Origin of the sequence: Streptomyces sp. NPDC059582, assembly GCF_042735715.1 — a bacterium.
Classification (GTDB): Bacteria; Actinomycetota; Actinomycetes; order Streptomycetales; family Streptomycetaceae; genus Streptomyces.
In genome coordinates, this window is the sequence record NZ_JBHWCC010000001.1 from 52091 (window position 1) to 74078 (window position 21988).

The 21988-nt window shown below is 72.8% G+C and carries 21 protein-coding genes; 11 read left to right on the top strand and 10 right to left on the bottom strand.

The window, feature by feature from the left end:
• Window positions 1–257: 257 nt before the first annotated feature.
• Entirely contained in the window at window positions 258–1247 is a 990-nt protein-coding gene (locus ACFV0T_RS00245; protein WP_385772732.1) for a hypothetical protein, read from the top strand.
• Window positions 1248–1348: 101 nt separating this feature from the next.
• On the opposite strand, the gene ACFV0T_RS00250 is transcribed toward ACFV0T_RS00245, so the two are convergent.
• The gene (locus tag ACFV0T_RS00250) at window positions 1349–2062 is read right to left on the bottom strand and encodes a tetratricopeptide repeat protein (RefSeq protein ID WP_385772734.1); all 714 of its coding nucleotides are present in this window, start codon (window positions 2060–2062) and stop codon (window positions 1349–1351) included.
• A 193-nt stretch (window positions 2063–2255) separates the two neighbouring features.
• Between ACFV0T_RS00250 and ACFV0T_RS00255 the strand changes: the two genes are divergently transcribed.
• Together ACFV0T_RS00255 and ACFV0T_RS00260 are read left to right on the top strand one after the other, a co-directional pair.
• On the top strand, window positions 2256–2840 hold the full coding sequence (locus ACFV0T_RS00255) for a TetR/AcrR family transcriptional regulator (RefSeq protein WP_385772736.1): 585 nt from the start codon (window positions 2256–2258) through the stop codon (window positions 2838–2840).
• Between the two features lie 47 nt (window positions 2841–2887).
• Window positions 2888–3655, top strand: a complete 768-nt coding sequence (locus ACFV0T_RS00260) for an SDR family NAD(P)-dependent oxidoreductase (RefSeq protein WP_385772738.1) — start codon at window positions 2888–2890, stop codon at window positions 3653–3655.
• 97 nt (window positions 3656–3752) lie between these two features.
• On the opposite strand, the gene ACFV0T_RS00265 is transcribed toward ACFV0T_RS00260, so the two are convergent.
• Entirely contained in the window at window positions 3753–5000 is a 1248-nt protein-coding gene (locus ACFV0T_RS00265; RefSeq protein WP_385772740.1) for an ROK family protein, read from the bottom strand.
• Window positions 5001–5195: 195 nt separating this feature from the next.
• Window positions 5196–5849, bottom strand: coding sequence for an alpha-ketoglutarate-dependent dioxygenase AlkB family protein (locus ACFV0T_RS00270; protein WP_385772742.1), 654 nt, complete (start codon window positions 5847–5849; stop codon window positions 5196–5198).
• A gap of 68 nt (window positions 5850–5917) precedes the next feature.
• On the opposite strand from ACFV0T_RS00270, the gene ACFV0T_RS00275 reads away from it, so the two are divergent.
• Complete coding sequence (locus ACFV0T_RS00275; protein ID WP_385773407.1) at window positions 5918–7054, top strand: methyltransferase; 1137 nt, start codon at window positions 5918–5920, stop codon at window positions 7052–7054.
• 130 nt (window positions 7055–7184) lie between these two features.
• Here the strand turns inward: ACFV0T_RS00275 and ACFV0T_RS00280 are convergent, their stop codons facing one another.
• Window positions 7185–8033, bottom strand: a complete 849-nt coding sequence (locus ACFV0T_RS00280; protein ID WP_385772744.1) for a ketose-bisphosphate aldolase — start codon at window positions 8031–8033, stop codon at window positions 7185–7187.
• Window positions 8034–8097: 64 nt separating this feature from the next.
• Window positions 8098–8979, bottom strand: a complete 882-nt coding sequence (locus ACFV0T_RS00285) for an SIS domain-containing protein (RefSeq protein ID WP_385772746.1) — start codon at window positions 8977–8979, stop codon at window positions 8098–8100.
• A 229-nt stretch (window positions 8980–9208) separates the two neighbouring features.
• On the opposite strand from ACFV0T_RS00285, the gene ACFV0T_RS00290 reads away from it, so the two are divergent.
• The 4 genes from ACFV0T_RS00290 to ACFV0T_RS00305 all read left to right on the top strand — a co-directional run bounded on the left by ACFV0T_RS00290 (window position 9209) and on the right by ACFV0T_RS00305 (window position 14215).
• The gene (locus ACFV0T_RS00290; protein ID WP_385772748.1) at window positions 9209–9988 is read left to right on the top strand and encodes a DeoR/GlpR family DNA-binding transcription regulator; all 780 of its coding nucleotides are present in this window, start codon (window positions 9209–9211) and stop codon (window positions 9986–9988) included.
• 177 nt (window positions 9989–10165) lie between these two features.
• A complete protein-coding gene (locus ACFV0T_RS00295) occupies window positions 10166–12004 on the top strand; it encodes a glycoside hydrolase family 15 protein (protein WP_385772750.1) in 1839 nt (612 codons plus the stop codon).
• A 168-nt stretch (window positions 12005–12172) separates the two neighbouring features.
• The gene (locus tag ACFV0T_RS00300) at window positions 12173–13345 is read left to right on the top strand and encodes an MFS transporter (RefSeq protein WP_385773409.1); all 1173 of its coding nucleotides are present in this window, start codon (window positions 12173–12175) and stop codon (window positions 13343–13345) included.
• Window positions 13346–13423: 78 nt separating this feature from the next.
• Window positions 13424–14215: a maleylpyruvate isomerase family mycothiol-dependent enzyme gene (locus ACFV0T_RS00305; protein ID WP_385772752.1), complete on the top strand. Its 792-nt coding sequence runs from the start codon at window positions 13424–13426 to the stop codon at window positions 14213–14215.
• Window positions 14216–14471: 256 nt separating this feature from the next.
• Here the strand turns inward: ACFV0T_RS00305 and ACFV0T_RS00310 are convergent, their stop codons facing one another.
• Window positions 14472–14876 (bottom strand): MarR family winged helix-turn-helix transcriptional regulator, encoded by a 405-nt coding sequence (locus ACFV0T_RS00310; RefSeq protein WP_385772754.1) that lies wholly within the window; start codon window positions 14874–14876, stop codon window positions 14472–14474.
• A gap of 85 nt (window positions 14877–14961) precedes the next feature.
• On the opposite strand from ACFV0T_RS00310, the gene ACFV0T_RS00315 reads away from it, so the two are divergent.
• Together ACFV0T_RS00315 and ACFV0T_RS00320 are read left to right on the top strand one after the other, a co-directional pair.
• Window positions 14962–16449, top strand: coding sequence for an MFS transporter (locus tag ACFV0T_RS00315; RefSeq protein ID WP_385772756.1), 1488 nt, complete (start codon window positions 14962–14964; stop codon window positions 16447–16449).
• 266 nt (window positions 16450–16715) lie between these two features.
• Window positions 16716–16991: a DUF6332 family protein gene (locus ACFV0T_RS00320; protein WP_385772758.1), complete on the top strand. Its 276-nt coding sequence runs from the start codon at window positions 16716–16718 to the stop codon at window positions 16989–16991.
• A 5-nt stretch (window positions 16992–16996) separates the two neighbouring features.
• On the opposite strand, the gene ACFV0T_RS00325 is transcribed toward ACFV0T_RS00320, so the two are convergent.
• The 3 genes from ACFV0T_RS00325 to ACFV0T_RS00335 all read right to left on the bottom strand — a co-directional run bounded on the left by ACFV0T_RS00325 (window position 16997) and on the right by ACFV0T_RS00335 (window position 19845).
• A complete protein-coding gene (locus ACFV0T_RS00325) occupies window positions 16997–17662 on the bottom strand; it encodes a response regulator (protein WP_385772760.1) in 666 nt (221 codons plus the stop codon).
• On the bottom strand, window positions 17659–18885 hold the full coding sequence (locus ACFV0T_RS00330; protein ID WP_385772762.1) for a sensor histidine kinase: 1227 nt from the start codon (window positions 18883–18885) through the stop codon (window positions 17659–17661). The genes ACFV0T_RS00325 and ACFV0T_RS00330 overlap by 4 nt, the downstream gene beginning before the upstream one ends.
• Window positions 18886–19053: 168 nt before the next feature.
• On the bottom strand, window positions 19054–19845 hold the full coding sequence (locus ACFV0T_RS00335; protein WP_385772764.1) for a TetR/AcrR family transcriptional regulator: 792 nt from the start codon (window positions 19843–19845) through the stop codon (window positions 19054–19056).
• Window positions 19846–20097: 252 nt separating this feature from the next.
• Here ACFV0T_RS00335 and ACFV0T_RS00340 point away from each other — a divergent pair, with 252 nt between their 5' ends.
• Window positions 20098–20547: a nitroreductase family deazaflavin-dependent oxidoreductase gene (locus tag ACFV0T_RS00340; protein WP_385772766.1), complete on the top strand. Its 450-nt coding sequence runs from the start codon at window positions 20098–20100 to the stop codon at window positions 20545–20547.
• Between the two features lie 7 nt (window positions 20548–20554).
• Here the strand turns inward: ACFV0T_RS00340 and ACFV0T_RS00345 are convergent, their stop codons facing one another.
• Window positions 20555–21850, bottom strand: coding sequence for a geranylgeranyl reductase family protein (locus tag ACFV0T_RS00345; RefSeq protein WP_385772768.1), 1296 nt, complete (start codon window positions 21848–21850; stop codon window positions 20555–20557).
• Window positions 21851–21988: the final 138 nt, after the last annotated feature.

The window sequence follows — 21988 nt, forward strand, 5'->3', positions numbered from 1 at the left end:
GGGCCGCCGGGCCGCCGATCTGCCGCCGCTGTGCCCGGAGACCGGGGTCCGGGCGGTGGCCGCGACGGGACTGCACCAGGCGATGCACTACGACGACGACTGCTGGACGTGTGCTGCGCGGCAGGCTCGCGGACGTCTTCGTCGCCGAACTGACGTCGACCGTCTGCGACTTCGAGGCCGACGGAGTCAGGACTCGGCGCGTCAGCCGAACCAGGCGCCCGGCGCGGTGGTGTGGGGGTCCCGATACGGTGCGTCCCGTGGACGTGAACGTAGAGGCGTGGGAGTCGAGGCACTGGGCGGCGTACGGCTGCGGGGCGTGGGAACGGGCTTGTCACCAGGCAGGCCTTCTGGTCGCCTGGCACGAGGAGCAGGGCCTCCTCCTCGGCGCCCCGCCGCCCCGCCGGTTCTCCGCGCACCCCGCCCCACGGGCCAAGTGGCCCTGGGGAAGCCGTCGGCACAACGTGGGCCTGCTGCTGTGGCGGGCCGCCCACGATGCCGGGATCCTCGTCGACCAGGTCCCCCTGGCCGACACCATGCGCTACTACGATCCCGGCACCCACCCGCTCGCGTCCGGTCCCGTGCCCGACGCCGCCCGCACCAGCGGGCTCGGGATCGGCAGCGCCGAATCGATGGCCGGCGTCAAGCCCGTACTGCAGGCCCACATCACGGCCGATCTTCCGCGGCCGCGCCCTGCCGGAGTTCGGCCGACACTCGGCTACCGCGTCCGGGAACTGCGGGCGACGCCAGACTGGGAGGGCGGCGACTGGCCGACGGCCCTCGTCCTGGTCCGCGAGGCCACGCGGCGGGCGGACGACCTCCGGCAGCAGGGGACATGGCAGCCCACCGCGCGGGAACGGTCCACCGGCACGCGGACCGGGCTGGACCGGGAACTGACCGCCCGGCACACCACCCCGGGGAACCCGGCGCCGAGCTGGCTGGCCCGGGCATCGCACCTGGTCGACCTGACCGCGGCCCTGTCCGGCGACGCCGACACCCTGCCGTGCGACAGCCTCGGGAACCCGGGCCCGCTGGCAGAGGTCCTCACCACGACGGCCCGCGCCTGCGCCTGGCTACAGCCGAGCACCGGCGAGATCGAGCGCCTGTGGGCGGCCGAGCCGCGCCCGCCCGCGGACCCGGCGTCCTGGGAACCGCACCACGTACCGGAGGCGCTGCGGGCCCAGACCGAGGAGACGGAAGACCTGGTGCGGGCAACCGCCGTCTTCCTCTGGATCCTGGCGTGCAGCTGACGCCGGGAGCACGTCACGACGACGGTCGAAGGACCCGGCCCGGCCCCGCCGGACCGGCCGGACGGGCCTCTCCCAGGGCCACCGCCCGGAGGCCGCGGGGCTCAGTAGAAGTCGCCGCGGAACTGCGGGGGGTTGACGGCGTCGCGCCGCTGCTGCTCCAGACGAGCAGTCCCAGTCGCCGACATCTCCCGCAGGTGCGCCTGACTCTGCAGGGTCATCATCGAGCCCAGGGCGTGGCGGCCCGTCATCGGGTTGTCCACACAGGACCGGTACAGCGCGGCGGCGCGCTCGGTGTCCCGGTACAGGGTGCGGTAGAGCTCGGCGGCACGGTACTGGGCGTAGGGGTGGTCGCGCGCGGCGGCCGCCAGAAAATGCTCCAGGGCGTGCTCCGCGGGGGCGCGGGTCAGGGGCAGCAGACGCTCCAGGTACAGGTCGCCCAGGGCGAGCATCGCCTCGGGCTCGCCCAGTTCGGCCGCGGCACGGTACCAGCGAGCCGCTTCGTCGTACGACTGTGTGATTCCCGCCTCGGGGCAGCCCTGGTGGTACAGCGAGGCGAGATAGTAGGCCGCCCGCGGTGATCCGTTGCTCTGCCGCAGCCGCGGTACCGCTCGCGCGTAGTGGCCCTGCACGTACTCGACGTGCCCCAGGAGCTCTACGGCGGCGCTGTGGCCGGTGGCCGCGGCGGCTTCCAGGAAGAAGGAGGCAGCGGCGCGGTGCTGCGAGCTGTTCCAGCAGTGCAGGCCGATCCGGTAGTGGTCCTCGGCGCCGGCCGGCTCGCGTCCGTCGACAGTGAAGTTGGTCCCCTGCCACTGCACTACGCAGCCACCTTCCTCGTCCGGCCCACCGCGGCGGACGTTCGTGAGTCATTGTGCCGCAGTCCGCGCCACAGGTGAGGGGACGGAGCGGGCGAACGCAGCGCGAGCGGTCCTGCGGCTGCCTCGCGGCCCGGCAAGCGCGCACCCGGACCCATACTTGACCGATCATTCTTGATTGCTCTAGCGTCACGCCATGGCCAGGAGCAAGGAATTCGATCCGGACGCGGCGCTGGAGTCGGCCCTCGAACTGTTCTGGCGGCGCGGGTACGAGGCGACCTCGATGGCCGACCTGGTGGAGCGTCTCGGCATCGGCCGCGCGAGCCTCTACGCCACGTACGGCAACAAGCGGGACCTCTACCTCAAGGCGCTGGAACGATACGGCGAGTCGCGGGATCCCCGTCTGCTGCGCGAGTTGTCCCAGCCCGGTCCGGCGCTGCCGGCCGTGCGCGCGGTGGTGCGGCGGTTCGCCGCGGAGGCCGCCGACGACGACGGTCGCGCCCGCGGCTGCTTCGTCACCAACACGGCGGCCGAACTGGCCCCGCACGACGACGCGGCCGCCCGCCGGGTGGAGCTCAGTTGGGAACACCTGGAGACCCTGCTGCACTCGGCGCTCGTACGCGCGCAGGCGCAGGGCGAGTTGCCCGCGGACCGGGAACCCCGGGCGCTGGCCCGCATGCTGCTGGTGCTGATGCAGGGGCTGCGGGTGGTCGGCAAGGTCTCGACGGACCCGACACGGGTTCGGGACGCGGCGGAACAGGCGCTCGCCATTCTTGAATGATCGGTATAGACAAGCGCACGACTCCCTCCCGGAAGGAACGTCACGCCATGCCCCGTACCCGCTTCACCGGCCGCACCGCCCTCGTCACCGGAGGCGGATCAGGCATCGGACGGGCCGTCGCCCTGGCGTTCGCCGCCGAGGGGGCCCGGGTCGTCGTGGCCGGGCGCGGGCGGGCGGCACTCGACGAGACCGTCGCCCTCGTGACGGAAACCGGCGGTGACGCGCTCGCCGTCGGCGCCGACGTGAGCAGCGCAGCGGAAGTCGACGCGCTGGTCCGCACGGTGGTGGACCGGTTCGGCTCGCTCGACATCGCCGTGAACAACGCCGGCGTCTTCCGTGGTGGCGGGCCGCTCGCGGACGTGGCCGAGGAGGACTGGCGGGCACTGCTCGACGTCAACGTCACGGGCGTCTTCCTCGCCCTGCGCGCCGAGGTCCGGCAGATGCGCGCCCAGCAGGGCGGTGGCGCGATCGTCAATGTCTCGTCGAACCTGGGCCCCCACCGGCAGGCGCGGGGGGTCGCCGCCTACGGCGCGTCCAAGGCCGCCGTCTCCGCCCTCACCCGCGGGGCCGCCCTCGACCACATCGCGGACGGCGTGCGGATCAACGCCGTGAGCCCGGGCCCGTCCGACACGGCCATGTCGTTGCGGCCCGGCGAGTCGTCGGCGGACCGTGCCACGCGGATGAAGGAGGTGTCGCCACTCGGCCGGATCTCGTCGACCGATGAGGTGGCGCAGGCCGTGCTGTACCTCGCCTCGGACGCCGCCGCGTCCGTCGTCGGCACGGATCTGGTGATCGACGGCGGCGCGACGCTGTAGGCCCCGGCGGCACACCACCCGACGAAGCACCGGCCGCACCCCGCCTCACGAAGAGCCGGCCGCACCCCGCCTCACGAAGAGCCACCGGCACACCGGATCACGGTGCCGCCAGCGCTCCCAGCGGATCGTCGAGCACCGGCTGCCACGCCAACTCCGCCGCTCCGACCAGGCTGTTGTGGTCCAGCGAGCAGGCCAGGATGGGCACGCCCCCGCTGCGCCCCCACAGGCTGCGGTCGGCGACCACCGCGCGCAGCCGGTCCGGGTCCGCGTCGATGAGGGTGCGGTGCAGGCCGCCGAGGATGATCCGGTCCGGGTTGAGGATGTTGACCAGGCCGGCGAGTCCCAGACCGAGGCGGTCGATCAGGGCTTCGACGGCTCTGCGGACCGTCGGGTCGTCGTACTCGTCGCGGATCAGGTCGTCGGCCTGCTTCAGCAGCGACACCTCGGGGCCCGGCGCCCGGCCCGCCGCGGTGAGGAGGGCCAGCGGGTCGGTCTCGACGTCGAGGCAGCCGCGGCTGCCGCAGTAGCAGGGGTGTCCGCCGTCGGGGTTGACGGTGAGGTGGCCGACTTCGAGCGCCAGGCCCGAACTGCCGGTGTGCAGACGCCCGTCGAGCACCAGCGCACCGCCGACGCCCCGATGCCCGGTGGCCACGCACAGCAGGTCGCGGGCCCCGCGTCCGGCGCCGTGCCGGTGCTCGGCGAGCGCGGCGAGGTTGATGTCGTTGCCCGCGAAGGCCGGTCCGGTGATGCCCGAGGCACGCACGCACCCGGCGAAGATCTCCCGCACGGGCGCCCCCGCCGGCCAGGCCAGGTGCAGCGGGTTCAGCGCCAGGCCCTCCGGTTCGGCGACCGCGGACGGCACGGCGAGCCCGGCGCCCACGCACCGCCGCCCGGTCTGCCGCAGCAGTTCGGCGCCCGCTTCCACGACGGATCCGAGCACCTTCGCGGGGTCGGCGTCGACGGTCTCGCAGCCGGGGGCGGTCGCGACGATCCGGCCGCCGAGCGCCACCAGCGCGGCGCGGAACCCGTCGGCGTGCACCTGGGCGGCGAGCGCCACGGGGCCGTCCTCGGCGAGGTCGAGCCGGTGCGAGGGGCGGCCCTGCGAGCCGGCGGCGGCGCCGGGCCGGGCGTCGACCCTGATCAGACCGAGCGCCTCCAGTTCCGCGGCGACCGCACCCGCCGTGGCGCGGGTGACGCCCAGTTCGGCGGTGAGCACCGCCCGGGTCGGGGCGCGCCCGGTGTGCACGAGCTCCAACGCGGGCCCGAGCGCTCCGCGCCCCCGGTCCAGTCGCGTCCTCGAGGTGGTCCCTTCCCCCGCCTGCCGGGGGTCCGCCTTGCCGCTCATGAGGGGGAGTCTCCCATGATCCGCTCGGGTGCCGACGTCCGCGGCCCTGTCACCTCCAGGAAGGACTGTCGGAGCGCGACGGCGAAGGGGGTGCCGGACGTGGCGGCCGGACGGTCGCGGGGGCCGCGATCCGGGTGGCCGCGGGCGGCCTGCCCGGCCGGTGCCCCCGCCGGGACCCGGCGTCGCGGGAGCGGCTCACCGCAACCCGCTCACCCGCAGGGTGACGTTCAGCCGCCCGGTCAGTCCGAGTACGGCCGGAGCCGTGCCGGGGTGGACCCGCGGCACCCCGTGATAGGCGAGCCGCGACGGCCCGCCGAACACGAACAGGTCGCCGCTGCGCAGCTCGACGTCGGTGTAAGGGCGCGTCCGCGTCTCGGTGTTGCCGAAGCGGAACACGCAGGTGTCGCCGAGGCTCAGGGACACCACCGGCGCGTCGGACCGCTCGTCGGCGTCGCGGTGCATGCCCATGCGGGCGTCACCGTCGTAGAAGTTGATCAGCGCGATGTCGTACGCCGCCGACGCGGCCGCCGTCGGGCCGAGCGCGTCGGTCACCGCGCGCCGGCCGAGGTCGCCCAGCCAGGCGGGGAAGGGCTTGACCGGGGAGCCGTCGCCGTCGGCGACCGTACGGGCGTAGGCGTAGGGGTACCAGTGCCAGCCCAGACAGACCTGCCGGGCTGTCATGGTGCCGCCGCCGGGAGTGACGACGGTGCGCAGCCCGGCGGGCGGGCGGGCCCACGCGCGGCAGGCGTCGAGCAGTTCGCGCTGGTCCGGGACGTCGAGCCAGTCCGGCAGGTGCACCGCGCCCGGCGCGACGTCCGTACGCTCCCGGGGGAACAGTTCGGCGTCCATGGCCACCATCCTCCCCCACCGGTCCTGAGCTGCGGCTCGGCTAGCCTTGACACACGATGAACGACCGTATGACAACTCCCTGGGGCGAGCTCGCGCTGGCCCGGTTCCCCGAGGACCCGCGCGAACGGCTGCGGGCCTGGGACGCCTCCGACGCGTATCTCCTGCGGTACCTGGCCGAGCAGCGCATCCCGCTGTCCGGCACGGTCGTGGTGGTCGGCGACCGCTGGGGCGCCCTGGTCACGGCGCTCGCGGCACACGGGCCGACGCAGATCACCGACTCGTTCCTCGCGCAGGAGGCGACGCGGGCCAACCTCGCCCGCAACGGCGTCGGGACCGGGGCAGTGCGCCTGCTCACCACCCAGGATCCCCCGCCCGAGCGCGTCGACGTCCTCCTGGTGCGGGTGCCGAAGAGCCTGGCGCTCCTGGAGGACCAGTTGCTGCGGCTGGCGCCCGCGGTACACGAGGGCACGGTCGTGGTCGGCACCGGTATGGTGAAGGAGATCCACTCCTCGACGCTTCAGCTGTTCGACCGGGTCCTCGGCCCGACCCGCACCTCGCTGGCCGAGCAGAAGGCGCGCCTGATCCTCTGCACCCCGGACCCCGCGCTGGAGCGGCCCGCGAATCCGTGGCCGTACGCCTATCCGCTCCCCGGAGACATCGGTCCGGCATCCGGTCGCACCGTCGTCAACCACGCGGGCGTCTTCTGCGCCGACCGCCTCGACATCGGCACCCGGTTCTTCCTCCAGCACCTGCCCGAGAGCAGTGGCACCCGGCGGGTGGTGGACCTGGGCTGCGGCAACGGTGTCGTCGGTACGGCGGTGGCCCTGGCGAACCCGGACGCCGAGGTGCTGTTCGTCGACGAGTCGTTCCAGGCCGTGGCGTCGGCGGAGGCGACGTACAAGGCGAACGGGGTGCCGGGGCACGCCGAATTCCGGGTCGGGGACGGTCTCGCCGGAGTACCGGCCGGCAGCGTGGACGTCGTCCTCAACAACCCGCCGTTCCACTCCCACCAGGCGACCACCGACGCGACGGCCTGGCGGATGTTCACCGGAGCCCGGCGCGCGCTGCGGCCGGGCGGCGAGCTGTGGGTGATCGGCAACCGGCACCTGGGCTACCACGTCAAACTGCGACGCCTGTTCGGCAACAGCCAACTGGTCGCGGGCGACCCGAAGTTCGTGGTGCTGAAGGCGGTCAGACGGGGCTGAGCGGGGCGGCAAGGACGATCACATGGGGCGCTCGCCGTAAAGCCGTCGGCGCCCGGCGCCCAGCGTCCGGCGTCCGGCGTCCGGCGTCCGGCGTCCGGCGTCCGGTGGAAGCCTCGGGCGTCGGTGCGGGTCAGCCCACTACTCCGATGATCCGGGTCACCGCCCCCGCCATCGCTTCCCTGCCCACACCGAGGTACTTGCGGGAGTCGACCGCCTCCGGGTGCGCGGCGAGGAAGTCCCTGATGGCCGCGGTCATGGCGATGTTGAGGGCGGTGCCGACGTTGACCTTGGTGATGCCGCCGGAGACCGCCGCGGTCAGTTCGTCGTCCGGGACGCCGGAGGAGCCGTGCAGGACGAGCGGGACGTCGACGGAGTCGGAGAGGCCCTTCAGCAGGGCGTGGTCGAGGGTCGCGGTGCGGGTGGTCATGGCATGGGAGCTGCCGATCGCGACGGCCAGCGCGTCGACGCCGGCGTCCGCCACGAAGGCTCGCGCAGCGGCGGGGTCGGTGCGCGCGCCCGGCGCGTGGGGGTCGAGCGGCGGTGCTCCGTCCTTGCCGCCGACCTGACCCAACTCCGCCTCGATCCACAGCCCTTGGGAGTGCGCCCAGTCGGCGGCGGCCCGGGTCGCGGCGAGGTTCTCCGCGTACGGCAGGCGGGCGGCGTCGTACATCACGGAGCTGAAACCGGCGGCCGGCGCCTGCCGCAACAGAGCGTCGCTGTGGACGTGGTCGAGGTGCAACGCGACGGGGACGGTGGCGCGTTCGGCGGCGGCGGCCGCGGCGCGGGCGAGCGGGAGCAGCCGGCCGTGGCGGAACCTCACGGCGTTCTCGCTGACTTGGAGGACGACGGGCGACTCGGCCGCCTCGGCGCCGGCGATGACGGCCTCGACGTGTTCCAGCGTGATGATGTTGAAGGCGGTGACGGCGGAGCGGGTCGCGGCGGCGCGGGTGACGAGCTCGCCGGTGGTCGTGAGGGACACGGCCGTTCCTTTCCGGTGCGGGAGGGCCCGGGATCAACTCCTGAGAGCTGAGACCTCCGGGATCTCAGGACGCGAGGATCACCGAGCGGGTGAGGTGGCGCGGGCTGTCCGGGTCGAGGCCGCGGGCCGCCGCGACCGCGACGGCGAGCCGTTGGGCGCGGACCAGCTCGGCGAGCGGGTCGAGGCGCCCCTCGACCCACAGGCCGCCGGTGGCACCCACCTGTCCGGCCAGCCCCGCGGGCGCCTCACCGAACATCCAGGTGGCCGTTCCCCGAGTGGTGACGCTGATAGGGCCGTGCCGGTATTCCATGGCGGGGTAGGCCTCGGTCCAGGACAGCGAGGCCTCGCGCATCTTCAGCCCGGCCTCGTTGGCCAGACCGACGGTCCAGCCGCGGCCGAGGAAGGTGAACTGGGCACAGGCGACCAGCTCGTGGGGCAGGTCGGCGGTGAGCGCCGTACGGGCGTCGGCGACGACGGCGTCGCCGTGCCGTCCGAAATGGGCACGCAGCAGGGTCAGGGCCGTGGTGGCGAAGCGGGTCTGGACCACGGAGCGCTCGTCGGCGTAGTCGAGCACCACCAGGTCGTCGGCCGCGGCCATGACGGGTGTGTCCGGGTCGGCGGTGATCGCGGCCGTGCGGGTACGGCCCCGCAGTCGCGCCAGCAGCTCCAGCACCTCCGTGGTGGTGCCCGAGCGGGTGAGGGCGACGACCCGGTCGTAGGTCCGCCCGTAGGGGAACTCCGAGGCCGCGAAGGCGTCCGTCTCCCCCAGTCCCGCCTCCTCCCGCAGGCCCGCCGCCGCCTGCGCCATGAAGTACGAGGTGCCGCAGCCGACGACCGCGACCCGCTCCCCCGGCGCCGGGAGTAGCGCACGATGTCCCGCCGCCTCCGCGGCGGCACGTGTCCAGCACTCCGGCTGGCTGACCAGCTCCTCCTCGACATGGGTCATGCCGTGCCCCTCCCCGGAGACGAGTGTTCAGGTGGTTCGTTCGGACAGCTGCCCAGACGGGCGTTCGGACCGTCGTCCAAGCAAGCGTTTGACGACTGTCCGGACGACGTTGCGGTGATTATTCATGCAAGATAGTGCCAGCTTCCGAGCATCTTCAAGCATCCGGACGAAATGGGGTGCGCTAAGGTCGCCGGTGGATCGAGTGCCGTGGACGAACGGAGAGATGCGGATGTCGCGCGACGCCCGTTGGCAGGCGCTGCTGGAGCTGCTCGTCGAGCGCGGCCGGCTGGACGTCGAGGAGGCCGCCGCCGACCTGGACGTCTCGTCCGCCACGATCCGCCGTGACTTCGACCAGCTCGCCGAGCAGCAGATGCTCGTCCGCACCCGGGGCGGGGCGGTCGTGCACGGGGTGTCGTACGAACTGCCGCTGCGCTACAAGACGGCCCGCCGCGCCTCCGAGAAGCAGCGCATCGCCAAGGCCGTGGCCGAGCTGATCGCCCCCGGCGAGGCGGTCGGGCTGACCGGCGGTACGACCACGACCGAGGTGGCGCGGGCCTTGGCCGTACGAGGCGACCTCGCCACCGGCTCACCCGCGCTGACCGTGGTGACGAACGCGCTCAACATCGCCAACGAGCTCGCCGTACGGCCGCAGTTCAAGATCGTGGTGACCGGCGGGGTCGCGCGGGCGCAGTCGTACGAACTGGTCGGACCGCTCGCCGACGGCGTGCTGGGACAGATCACGCTGGATGTCGCGGTCCTCGGTGTCGTCTCCCTCGACGTCACCCACGGCGCCGCCGCCCACGACGAGGCCGAGGCCGCGATCAACCGGACGCTGTGCGAGCGGGCCGAGCGGGTGGTCGTCGCCGCGGACTCCAGCAAACTGGGCCGGCGCGCCTTCGCCCGGATCTGCCCGGCCGAGTCGGTGGACACGCTGGTCACGGACACCGCGGCCGACGCCGAGACGGTGCGACGGTTCGAGGAGGCGGGGGTCCGCGTCCTCGTCGTATGAGACGTGCGAGGCGTGCGAGACGTCTAGGTCGCCGACGGCCGTCAAGGGCTGACAGGGCCGCCAGGCCCGCCAGGGCCGCCCGACGGTACGCCCAGCCGAGCGGCTTCCCGGCGCTCCCCGGACGGGATCGTCCTAAGCTGGAATCCGCGTGATGCGGGCCGGCCGAAGGAGGCTGCGATGACGGAGACGTCGTTCGACAGAGACGCGCCGGATGGCGCGCGATACCTGCCGATCTCCGAACACGGGCTGATCGGCGACCTGCGCAGCGTGGCCCTGGTCGGGTCGAACGGGACGATCGACTGGTATTGCTGCCCCTCCTTCGACGCCCCCAGCGTCTTCGGCAGCATCCTGGACGCCGACCGGGGCGGATCCTTCGAACTGGCGGCGACCGTGCCGGCCCGGACCAAGCAGTTCTACTTCCCCGACACCAACGTGCTGATCACCCGGTTCTTCACCGAGGACGGCGTCGGCGAGGTGCAGGACTTCATGCCGGTCACCGGTGAGCCGGGTGCCGAGGCCGAACGTCACCGGCTGATCCGGCGTGTGCTGTGCGTGCGCGGCTCCATCCCCTTCCGCACCCGGGTGGCACCCCGCTTCGACTACGGCGCCGCGCCGCACACCCTCCGCCTGACCGAGGACATGGCCGTCTTCGAGTCCGCCAAGCTCTCGCTCGGACTGACCGCCACCGTCCCCCTGGAGGCCCACGGACAGGACGCGCAGGCGGAGTTCAAACTCGCCGAGGGCGAGTCGGCGGTGTTCGCCCTCGACCAGCTCGGCAGCCGGGTGACGCCACGCCGGTGTGCCCATTTGGAGGCGGAGGAGCAGTTCGCCGCCACGGTGGCGTACTGGCGACGCTGGCTGTCGGCCTCCAAGTACCGGGGCCGCTGGCGGGAGATGGTGCACCGCTCCGCGCTCACCCTGAAGCTGCTCACCTACGCCCCCACCGGCGCGATCGTGGCCGCGCCGACCACGAGCCTGCCCGAGCAACTGGGTGGTGGACGCAACTGGGACTACCGCTACGTATGGGTGCGCGACGCGGCCTTCGGCGTCTACGCCCTGCTGCGGCTGGGCTTCTCGGGCGAGGCCGAGGCGTTCATGAAGTTCGTGACCCGGCACATCAGTCCGGGCGACGGCAAACCCTCCGGCCCGCTCCAGATCATGTACGGCATCGACGGGCGCACCGACCTGGCGGAGCGTGAGCTGCCCCATCTGGAGGGCTACGAGGGCTCCGCGCCGGTGCGCATCGGCAACGCGGCGGCCGATCAGCTCCAACTCGACATCTACGGCGCGCTGATCGACTCCATCTACCTCTACGACAAGTGGGCGGAGCCCATCTCCAGCGAACAGTGGGACGACGTGTGCGCGCTCGTCCACTGGGTCTGCGAGCACTGGGACCAGCCCGACGAGGGCATCTGGGAGACCCGCGGCGGCCGTAAGAACTTCCTGTACTCGCAGCTGATGTGCTGGGTGGCGATCGAACGGGCCATCCGGATGGCCCGCCGGCGCGGCCTGCCCGCCGACCTGATCCACTGGCAGAAGTCCCGCGACAGCATCTACCGGCGCATCCACAACCGGGGCTGGTCGGAGACCCGCCAGGCCTTCGTGCAGCACGAGGGCAGTGAGGTCCTGGACGCGGCCGTGCTGATGATGCCGCTCAGCAAGTTCATCGCCCCCACCGACCCCAAGTGGCTGTCCACCCTCGACGCCCTGACCCAGGACCTGGTATCCGACTCGCTGGTCTACCGCTACGACCCCCAGGCCAGCCCCGACGGCCTGCAAGGCGACGAAGGCACGTTCTCCATCTGCTCCTTCTGGTACGTCGAGGCCATGGTCCACGCGGGCCGGGTCGACGAGGCACGACTCGCCTTCGAGAAGATGCTGACGTACGCCAACCATCTCGGCCTGTACGCCGAGGAGATCAGCCACACCGGCGAACAACAGGGCAACTTCCCACAGGCGTTCACCCACCTGGCGCTGATCAGCGCGGCCTTCAACCTGGACCGGGCCCTGGGCTGACCGGGACCGTCCTCACCGACCGAGGCGACCGGTCCGGATCCACCGCGCATCCGGCGGGCCGGGCGGACCGGCGGCGCCCAGGCGCCCAGGCGCCCTCTTGCCCGGACCTGTCCCGCCCCCTAGCCTGAGTTTGTGCCGCTAATAAACAAACCCCGAACGCACAGCGCCGTGCCGGGCATGGGCAGCGACCTCTCCCGCCTACGCGTCGCGCTCACCACGTTCTTCGCCCTCGACGGCTTCGTCTTCGCGGGCTGGGTCGTCCGTATCCCCGCCATCAAGCACCAGACGGGCGCCTCCGCCAGCACCCTCGGCCTCGCCCTGCTCTGTGTCTCCGCCGGAGCCGTCGTGACCATGACGCTCACCGGCCGACTGTGCCACCGCTACGGCAATCACCGCGTCACCGTCGTCTGCGCCGTGCTGCTCTCCCTCAGCGTCGCCCTGCCCCCGCTCGCCCACTCCGCGACCACGCTCGGCGCCGCACTGCTGCTCTTCGGCGCCGCGTACGGCGGTATCAACGTCGCCTTCAACAGTGCCGCCGTCGATCTGGTCGCCGCGCTGCGCCGGCCCGTGATGCCCAGTTTCCACTCGGCCTTCAGCCTCGGCGGCATGGTCGGCGCGGGGCTGGGCGGACTGGTCGCGGGCTCGCTCTCGCCCGCCGGCCACCTTCTCGGCCTCACCCTGATCGGCCTGCTCGTGACCGCGATCGCCGGGCGCACGCTCCTGCGCCACGAGCCCCCGGCACCGCCGGCCGATGCGCGCCCCGGCCGCGACCGCTCCCACCGACCGGACACCCGCACCCGGAGGCTGGTCGTCGTCCTCGGTCTGATCGCCCTCTGCACGGCGTACGGCGAGGGAGCCATGGCCGACTGGGGCGCCCTGCACCTCGAACAGGACCTGGACACCTCACCGGGGATCGCGGCGGCGGGCTACTCCTGCTTCGCTCTGGCGATGACGGCCGGGCGACTGTCGGGTACGGCGCTGCTCCAGCGGCTCGGCCGTACCCGCACCGTGGTCGCGGGCGGTACCGTCGCCGCCGTCGGCATGCTGGTCGGCGCCCTCGCCCTTTCCGCGTGGGCGGCCCTGATCGGGTTCGCCGTCACGGGGCTCGGTCTCGCCAACCTCTTCCCGGTCGCGGTCGAACACGCGGGCAGCCTCGCGGGACCGACCGGCGTCGCGACGGTCTCCACGCTCGGCTACAGCGGCATGCTCCTCGGCCCGCCCGCCATCGGATTCATGGCCGACTGGTTCTCCCTGCCCCTCGCGCTCACCAGCGTCGCACTGCTGGCCGGGGTGGCCGCCTTCATCGGGTTCGCCACCCGCCGGGCAACCGCGACCGAGTGACCACGGGAGAGCCACCGCGGCGGTGCCCGTCACTCCCACTCCCCTCGCCGGCCCCGCTCCATCCGGCACACTCGCCCCATGGAAACTGCCGAGTTCGTCAAGTTCGTGGATCACGAGGGCCGGGCGCTCGCCGCGGCCGCCGAGGCGGCGGGGGTCGACGCCTCGGTGCCGACCTGCCCGGGGTGGCAGGTGCGGAACCTGCTGCGGCACACGGGCGCGGTCCATCGCTGGGCCGCTTCCTTCGTCGCCGAGGAACACACCTCGCCCCGGCCCATCGGCGACCCTCCGGACCTCGACGGCGCCGAGCTTCTCGCCTGGTACCGGGACAGCCACCGTCTCCTCGTCGACACCCTGGCCGCGGCGCCGGCCGACACCGCGGCCTGGACGTTCCACCCCGCGCCCGCGCCCTCACCCCTGTTCTTCTGGGCCAGGCGGCAGGCCCACGAGACGGCCGTCCACCGCTACGACGTGGAGTCGGCGCTCGGCGGCACCCCGGGTCCGGTCACCGCGCGCTTCGCGGCGGACGGCATCGACGAGCTCCTGCGCGGGTTCCACGCCCGCTCCAGGAGCCGGGTCCGCACCGAGGCGCCGCGCGTCCTGCGGGTGCGCGTGTTCGACGCGGCCCCCGAAGCGGACCTGGACCTGGACCCGGGAGCGACCCGGGCCGCGGACCCCGAAGCGGTGTGGACCGTACGCCTGTCGCCTGAGCCGCCCGTGACCACACGGGACGAGGCAGGGGACGCCGACTGCGAACTCGCCGGTACGGCCGAGCAGTTGTACCTGGCACTGTGGAACCGCCGTCCGGTGCCGAACGTGACGGGGGACGCGTCGCTTGCCGCACTGTGGCGGGAGAAGTCGGCGATCGGCTGACCCGGACGGCACACCGTCACACCGTGCAGCCGACCGCCGAACGGCCGCGCGTCTCCAGTCGTCGGCCGAAGGGCCGCGATAGCCGGTCCCTCGACCGAAGGGCCGCGGTCGCCAGAACGTCGGCCGCACCACCGCGGTCGTCAGTCCGTCGGCCGCACCACCGCCGTCGTCAGTCCGTCGGCCGCACCACCGCCGTCGTCAGTCCGTCGGCCGAACCACCGCGGTCGTCAGTCCGTCGACCGAAGGGCCGCGGTCGTCAGTCGGCGGGGCCGTCCGTCAGCATCCGGGTCAGCACCGCGCGCTGCACCGGCCGCACCTCACCGTGCAGTTCGCGTCCCTGGTCGGTGAGGGCCACACGCACACCTCGCCGGTCCTCCGGGCACATGGCCCGCTCGACGAGGTCGTCCTTCTCCAAGCGGGCGATCAGCCGCGACAGCGCACTCTGGCTGAGATGGACCCGCTCGGCGATCTCCTGGACGCGGTAGGCGCGGGAGCCGTCGGCCGCCGCGCCTTCGGACAGCACGTCCAGCACCTCGAAGTCGCTGGCGCACAAGCCGTGCCGGTGCAGAACCCGGTCGAGTTCGCACTGGGTGCGCGCGTGCAGCGCGAGGATGTCCCGCCACTCGTCCACGAGCTCCTGCTCGGCCTTCTTCGCCGCCATGTTCGGCACCGTAGCAGAGGATCGAGATTGTTGCATCGGAATTAAATGCATTTGCATTCGATGCATACGCATGTAGTGTCGCGACATGACCTCTCCGCTCACCGCCCCGGCGTCCGACGGACGCTGGACCCCGCGGCTGTGGGGCACCCTGCTGGTGCTCTGCGCCGCCATGTTCCTCGACGCGCTGGACGTGTCGATGGTCGGCGTCGCCCTGCCGTCCATCGGTTCCGACCTCCACCTGTCGACCTCGACGCTGCAATGGATCGTCAGCGGCTACATCCTCGGCTACGGCGGCCTGCTGCTCCTCGGCGGCCGTACCGCCGACCTGCTGGGCCGGCGCCAGGTCTTCCTGGTGGCCCTGGGTGTGTTCGCGCTGGCGTCCCTGCTCGGCGGCCTCGTCGACTCGGGCCCGCTGCTGATCGCCAGCCGCTTCATCAAGGGCCTGAGCGCCGCGTTCACAGCGCCGGCCGGCCTGTCGATCATCACCACGACGTTCCCCGAGGGCCCGCTGCGCAACCGCGCGCTGTCCATCTACACCACCTGCGCCGCCACCGGCTTCTCCATGGGCCTGGTGCTGTCCGGCCTGCTCACCGAGGCCAGCTGGCGCCTGACCATGCTGCTGCCCGCACCCATCGCCCTGGCCGCGCTGGTGGCGGGGCTGAAGCTGCTGCCGCGCAGCGAACGCGAGAAGGACCACCAGGGCTACGACATCCCCGGCGCCGTCCTCGGCACCGCCTCGATGCTGCTGCTGGTCTTCACCGTGGTCCAGGCACCGGAGGCCGGCTGGGCATCGACCCGCACCCTGCTGTCCTTCCTCGCCGTCGCCGCCCTGCTGACCGCCTTCGTGCTGGTCGAGCGCCGCTCGCCGGGACCGCTGGTCCGGCTCGGTGTCCTGCGCTCCGGCAACCAGATCCGCGCCCAGCTCGGCGCGATGGCCTTCTTCGGGTCGTACGTCGGCTTCCAGTTCCTGGTCACGCTGTACATGCAGTCACTGCTCGGCTGGTCGGCACTGCACACCGCGCTCGCGTTCCTGCCGGCCGGCGCGCTGGTGGCGGTGTCGTCGACGAAGGTGGGCGCGATCGTCGACCGGTTCGGCACCCAGCGGCTGATCGCCGCGGGCTTCGCGCTCATGGTCGTCGGGTACGGGCTGTTCCTGCGGGTCGACCTCGACCCGGTGTACGCGTCCGTGATCCTGCCGAGCATGCTGCTCATCGGCGCGGCCTGCGCGCTGGTCTTCCCCTCGCTCAACATCCAGGCCACCAACGGCGTCGAGGACCACGAGCAGGGCATGGTCTCCGGCCTGCTCAACACCTCGGTCCAGGTGGGCGGCGCGATCTTCCTGGCCGTCGTGACGGCCGTGGTGACCGCGAACACCTCCGCCGACGCCACTCCGCAGGCGGTGCTCGACAGCTACCGCCCCGGGCTCGTGGTGGTCGCCGGTATCGCCCTCGTCGGACTGCTCGTCAGCCTCACCGGACTGCGCACCCGCAGGCCCGCCCAGCAGACCGTCGTGGTCGCCAAGTCCACCCCGAGGGAGACGGACGCGGAGCGTCGCGTCGCGGTCCGCGACTAGGACGTGTCCGCCGGATCGGGCCGAAGGACGTTCGCGGTGCCTGATCAGCGCGGGCGACGGGGCTCGGCGCGTCCGACCGCAAGGCGCAGGACGGCGTCGACGCGGAGCGTCCGCCACCGACGACAACGCCGCCGGCGGCCGTGCCGAGCCCCCGCGTCTCCGGCATGATCCGCCGGAGAAGTCCTGGGGGGACGCCTCCAGCGTGTGCCCGGGGGGGCCGGGGGGGGGCCGTGGCCCGCCGGGCACACGCCTGTTTCACTCGCGGCATGACTGGTCACGGGGGACGACGTACACAGGCCGAACGGGACGCGATCACCGTCGAGATCGGGTACGCGCTGTGCAGCGCGGCCTTCGCGGCGGCGCTCCTGTTCGGCGCGGTCGCCGGTCCCGCGTTGCTGTTCGAACTGCCGGGCACGATGGAGTGGTTGCTGCCGCGCGCGGGGCTCGTGCTCGCGCCCGTGCTGTTCACCGCGCGTGTGGTCAGCGTGCTGTTCCGTTTCCGGGGCCGCCCCGCCGCCGGGGCCGGTGACGACGTCCGGTAGGCGTCTCAGCCCAGCCAGCCCGGCCGCACCAGCCCCGACTCGTAGGCCAGCACGACCAGTTGGGCCCGGTCGCGGGCACCCAGCTTCACCATCGTGCGGCTCACGTGGGTCTTCGCGGTCAGCGGGCTGACGACCAGCCGACGGGCGATCTCCTCGTTGGACAGGCCGATACCGACCAGGGCCATCACCTCCCGTTCCCGCTCGGTGAGCCGGGCCAGGGCGTCGGCCGCCGCGGGTTCCTTGGAGCGGGCCGCGAACTCGGCGATCAGCCGACGTGTCACGCCCGGCGACAGCAGGGCGTCACCCTCGACCACCGCCCGGACCGCGCGCAGGAGTTCCTCCGGCTCGGTGTCCTTGACCAGAAAGCCCGAGGCGCCGGAGCGGATCGCCTCGAAGACGTACTCGTCGAGCTCGAAGGTGGTCAGCATGACCACCCTGACGTCCGCCAGGGCGGGGTCGCCGGTGATGCCGCGGGTCGCGGCAAGGCCGTCCAGTCGGGGCATGCGGATGTCCATCAGGACGACGTCGGGGCGCAGTTCGCGCACCGCGCGCAACGCCTCCTCGCCGTCGGCGGCCTCCCCGGCGACCTCGATGTCTGACTGCGCGTCGAGCAACGCCCGGAACCCCGCCCGGACCAGGGACTGGTCGTCGGCGAGCAGTACACGGATCACCGGTCCTCCTTGACCTTCAACGGCAGTACGGCGAGCACCCGGAAGCCGCCGTCGGCGCGCGGTCCCGCCTCGATCGTGCCACCGAGCGCCGCGGCCCGCTCCCGCATCCCGGCCAGCCCGTTGCCGCTGCCGCCCGCGTCGGCGCCGGTCGCGGGCCCGTCGTCGTCGACGCACAACCGCAGCGCGCCACCCCCGTGCTCGACACGCACACGCGCGTGCCGTGAACCGGAGTGCCGTACGACGTTGGTGAGCGCCTCCTGGACAATGCGGAACGCGGCGAGGTCCGCACCGGGCGGCAGGCGGGGCGGCTCCCCCTCGACCTCGACGGCGAGGCCCGCGCCCGCCGCCTGTTCCACCAGTTCGGGCAGCCTGTCGAGGCCGGGCGCGGGAGCGCGCGGGGCGTCACCCGGCGTACGCAGCGTGTCGAGCACCTGACGCACCTCGCCGAGCGCCTCCTTGCTCGCCTCCTTGATGGTGGTGAGCGCCGTACGCGCCTGCTCCGGGTCGGTGTCCAGGAGCGCCAGGCCGACGCCCGCCTGCACGTTGATCACGGAGATGCTGTGCGCGAGGACGTCGTGCAGTTCTCGGGCGATCCGCAGCCGCTCCTCGTCTGCCCTTCGCCGGGCCGCCTGGGCGCGTTCGGCCCGCTCCCCGGCCCACTGCTCACGCCGTACCCGGGCCAGTTCGGCCACCGCGACGATCGCCACCACCCAGGTGGCGACGGCGACCTCCTGCCACCAGGAGGCGGCCGTGTCACCGGTCGGCGGCAGCCACCGGTAGAGCCAGTGGGCGACGAGCACATGCCCGGCCCAGAGCATCCCCACGGCCGACCAGGCCGCCCGGCGGTGCCCCGCGACGATCGCGCTGAAGCAGGCGACGGCGACGGTCAGGAAGACCGGCCCGTACGCGTATCCGGCGCCCAGATAGACCATGGCGGCCACGGCCGTGCCGAACGCGACGGCCACCGGATACCGCTTCCGCCACAGCAGCAGGCCGGAGCCCACGAGCAGCAGCACCCGCGCGAAGACGTCGAGCGACGCCCGCTGGCCCTCCTGCGCCTGGGCCGCGAAGTTCGACCCGCCCAGGACGAACACGGTGAGCAGCAGCGTGGAGCGCCACGGCCGGCGGGTGCCGCGCTCGGCAGCGTCCCGGAGGTGCCCCCACGGCGGCCCGTGCCGCCACCACCGCGGCGGGCCGCCGCCGGGTCCACGCTGCTCGTCCATGTCCGCCACGCTAGACGCCACGGGTCGCGGCGGGCGTCCGCCGGGCGGGGCGATCACGTGTACTCCCGGGGGAGTACACGTACGTCCGGCACCCTGAACCCACCAGGGCCCGAGCGCCCTGAGCCCTCTGAGCCCTCTGAGCCCTCTGAGCCCTCCGGGAGCTGAGCCCTACTCGGCCCGCCCCCGCTGCGGGTACACCAGCCCCACACCGTGGGCGAGCTGGGTCACCGCGTGCCGGAAGAACGGCGCGCGGTCCTCCACGACCCGGTGGAACTGGCCGAACAGCTCGAACCCGATCAGCCCGAACAGCTGCGCCCAGGCCGCCACGAGTGCCGCGGCCGCCTCCGGGGGAAGGTCGGGCGCGAGGTCGGCCGCCATCCGCCGGGCCTCGACGCGCAGTTCGGCCGGCAGCGGCGTCTTGGCCAGACCGAGCCCCTGGTGCGCGTCCCGCACGATGTCGATGAGGACGATGCCGACCCGGGCGGCGGCGGGGACGGTCGTCTGGGGGGCGGAGTATCCGGGCACCGGCGATCCGTAGATCAGCGCGTACTCGTGCGGATGCGCGAGCGCCCATTCGCGTACGGCCTCGCAGACCACGGTCCAGCGCTGTGCCGGCCCCGCCTCGGCCACCGCGGCCGCCGCCGTCTCCGCACTCTCGCCCAGGGAGTTGTAGGCGTCGATGATGAGCGCGGTGAGCAGGTCGTCACGGCTGGGGAAGTAGCGGTACAGCGCGGAGGAGACCATCCCGAGCTCCCGGGCGACGGCCCGCAGCGAGAGCTTGGCGGCTCCCTCCGCGGCGAGCTGTCTGCGTGCCTCGTCCTTGATGGCCGCGGTCACTTCGATCCGGGCACGGGCTCGGGCGCCGCGGGTGGCGCCGACGTCGGTATCGGCGTCGGCGTCGGTTCCGGCATCGGCTCCTGTTCCTGCTCCGTGCGGGGTGCTGCGTGCCGTGTTGCTCATGAGAGCGAGTGTCCCACGTTTTCGGAGCGGTGCACACAATCGAGAGCGGTGCACGCAAGCCAGAGCGGCGCACTCTTTTGAGAGCGGCGTACGCAAAAGAGAGCGCCGAACAAAAAAGAGAGCAGTGCTCTTGCCTTGGATCACCGATCTCCAGCAGACTGCTCTCAAGCGAGAGCACTGCTCACAACAAGCTCACACCGTGCGTGTTCCGCGCTCCGCGCCGCTCCCGAGAACTTCCAGGAGGAAGTCGACATGTCCACGCACGTCAAGAAGCCCGGCTGGTTCACCGTCAACGTCCTCAACCGTGTCGTCGCCTGGATGACCCGCCGCGGCATCAGCTTCTGGGGTTCCCGGGTGCTGGCGGTCCGCGGCCGCAAGAGCGGCACGTGGCGGACCACCCCCGTGAACCTGCTGACCGTGGACGGCCTCCAGTACCTCGTCGCCCCCCGCGGTCACGTCCAGTGGACGCACAACATGCGCGCGGCGGGCGGCGGTGAACTGCGCCTCGGCAAGAGCGTGGACGAGTTCACCGCGACCGAGGTCGCCGACGACGACAAGGTCCCGCTGCTGCGCGCCTACCTCAAGCGCTGGAAGGCCGAGGTCGGCGTGTTCTTCAACGGGATCGGCCCCGACTCCCCCGACGCCGACCTGCGCCGGATCGCCCCGGACCACCCGGTCTTCCGCATCAGCGTCAAGAGCTGAACCAGCATCAGGACCCGGCCTCGTCAGGCTCGCGCACCTCGGCGACCCCGCCGTCCGCGACAGTCGCCGTGTTCGTGGCCCCGGCACCCGGGACGGGCCGGCGGTCCAGCGCGGTCAGGGCGCGCTGGGCGAAGGGGTGGCCGCGCATGAGCTCACCCAACGAGGTCGCCCCCCGAGTGATGTCCGTGAACGCCCGCCAGGCGGGCCGGAACCCCGTCAGCGCGGCGTGGAACACACCGGGCCGCCGCTCGAACGCCGCCAGCATCCGCTTGCCGACGCTCATCTCCACACCGAGCCCGGCCTTGATCGCGAACGCGTAGTTCAGGGCCTGCCGGCGCGCGTCCACGGCGTCGTGCGCCTCGGCGATCCGGACCGCCCACTCACCCGCGAGCCGTCCCGAGCGCAGGGCGAACGAGATGCCCTCGCGCGTCCACGGCTCCAGGAGCCCCGCCGCGTCCCCGCACACCAGCACCCGCCCGCGCGACAGCGGCGAGTCGTCGGCCCGGCAGCGGGTCAAGTGGCCGGAGGAGATGCTCGGTTCGAACCCCGCGAGGCCGAGCCGGGCGACGAAGTCCTCCAGGTAACGCTTGGTCGCCGCGCCTTCGCCACGGGCCGAGATCACGCCGACCGTCAGTGTGTCGCCCTTGGGGAACACCCAGCCGTAGCTCCCGGGCATCGGACCCCAGTCGATGAGGACCCGGCCCTGCCAGTCCTCGGCGACCGTGTCCGGAACCGGGATCTCCGCCTCCAGGCCGAGGTCCACCTGGTCCAGCTTCACCCCGACGTGCGCTCCTATCCTGCTGGCGCTGCCGTCGGCGCCCACCACCGCCCGCGCGAACACCGTCTCGCCGCCCTGGAGTACGACGGCGACCGTACGCCGGTCCGGAACGGTAGACCCGTGCTGTTCGACCCGCTGCACGGTGACGCCCGTCCGCAACTCGGCGCCCGCCTTCTGCGCGTGCTCGACGAGCTGCTGGTCGAACTCGGGCCGGTTGATCAACCCGAACAGCATCTGCTTGGAGCGGCGGGTACGGGTGAACCGGCCGTTGTTGGAGAACGTCACCGCGTGCACACGGTCCCGCAGCGGCAGTTCGAAGCCCGGCGGCAGGGAGTCGCGGGACGGGCCGATGATGCCGCCGCCGCACGTTTTGTAGCGGGGCAGCTCCGCTTTCTCCAGCAACAGGACGTGCCGCCCCGCGACCGCCGCCGCATAGGCGGCCGAGGCCCCCGCGGGTCCCGCGCCCACCACGACGACGTCCCACACCTGCCGTACGTCGTCCGCCGAAGAGTTCTCGCTGCTCACGATGGTCTACTGCTCCCGATCCAGCCGCTACCGCACCTGTCCCCCGCATCCTACGGCGGCTGTCGCCGCAGGCCGCTGTGGGAGGATCAGCAGCGTATGCGTCCTGCTCACCAGGTGCGCCTACGCTGACACGATCAT

Excerpts from the sequence above, each read along its gene's own strand:
- ACFV0T_RS00290 (WP_385772748.1), top strand. The coding sequence starts at position 9,209 with ATGTCGCGCGACGCCCGTTGGCAGGCGCTGCTGGAGCTGCTCGTCGAG.
- ACFV0T_RS00275 (WP_385773407.1), top strand. The coding sequence starts at position 5,918 with ATGACAACTCCCTGGGGCGAGCTCGCGCTGGCCCGGTTCCCCGAGGAC.
- ACFV0T_RS00310 (WP_385772754.1), bottom strand. The coding sequence starts at position 14,876 with ATGGCGGCGAAGAAGGCCGAGCAGGAGCTCGTGGACGAGTGGCGGGAC.
- ACFV0T_RS00335 (WP_385772764.1), bottom strand. The coding sequence starts at position 19,845 with ATGAGCAACACGGCACGCAGCACCCCGCACGGAGCAGGAACAGGAGCC.
- ACFV0T_RS00285 (WP_385772746.1), bottom strand. The coding sequence starts at position 8,979 with ATGACCCATGTCGAGGAGGAGCTGGTCAGCCAGCCGGAGTGCTGGACA.
- ACFV0T_RS00340 (WP_385772766.1), top strand. The coding sequence starts at position 20,098 with ATGTCCACGCACGTCAAGAAGCCCGGCTGGTTCACCGTCAACGTCCTC.
- ACFV0T_RS00255 (WP_385772736.1), top strand. The coding sequence starts at position 2,256 with ATGGCCAGGAGCAAGGAATTCGATCCGGACGCGGCGCTGGAGTCGGCC.
- ACFV0T_RS00315 (WP_385772756.1), top strand. The coding sequence starts at position 14,962 with ATGACCTCTCCGCTCACCGCCCCGGCGTCCGACGGACGCTGGACCCCG.
- ACFV0T_RS00330 (WP_385772762.1), bottom strand. The coding sequence starts at position 18,885 with ATGGACGAGCAGCGTGGACCCGGCGGCGGCCCGCCGCGGTGGTGGCGG.
- ACFV0T_RS00295 (WP_385772750.1), top strand. The coding sequence starts at position 10,166 with ATGACGGAGACGTCGTTCGACAGAGACGCGCCGGATGGCGCGCGATAC.
- ACFV0T_RS00320 (WP_385772758.1), top strand. The coding sequence starts at position 16,716 with ATGACTGGTCACGGGGGACGACGTACACAGGCCGAACGGGACGCGATC.
- ACFV0T_RS00305 (WP_385772752.1), top strand. The coding sequence starts at position 13,424 with ATGGAAACTGCCGAGTTCGTCAAGTTCGTGGATCACGAGGGCCGGGCG.
- ACFV0T_RS00260 (WP_385772738.1), top strand. The coding sequence starts at position 2,888 with ATGCCCCGTACCCGCTTCACCGGCCGCACCGCCCTCGTCACCGGAGGC.
- ACFV0T_RS00265 (WP_385772740.1), bottom strand. The coding sequence starts at position 5,000 with ATGAGCGGCAAGGCGGACCCCCGGCAGGCGGGGGAAGGGACCACCTCG.
- ACFV0T_RS00270 (WP_385772742.1), bottom strand. The coding sequence starts at position 5,849 with ATGGACGCCGAACTGTTCCCCCGGGAGCGTACGGACGTCGCGCCGGGC.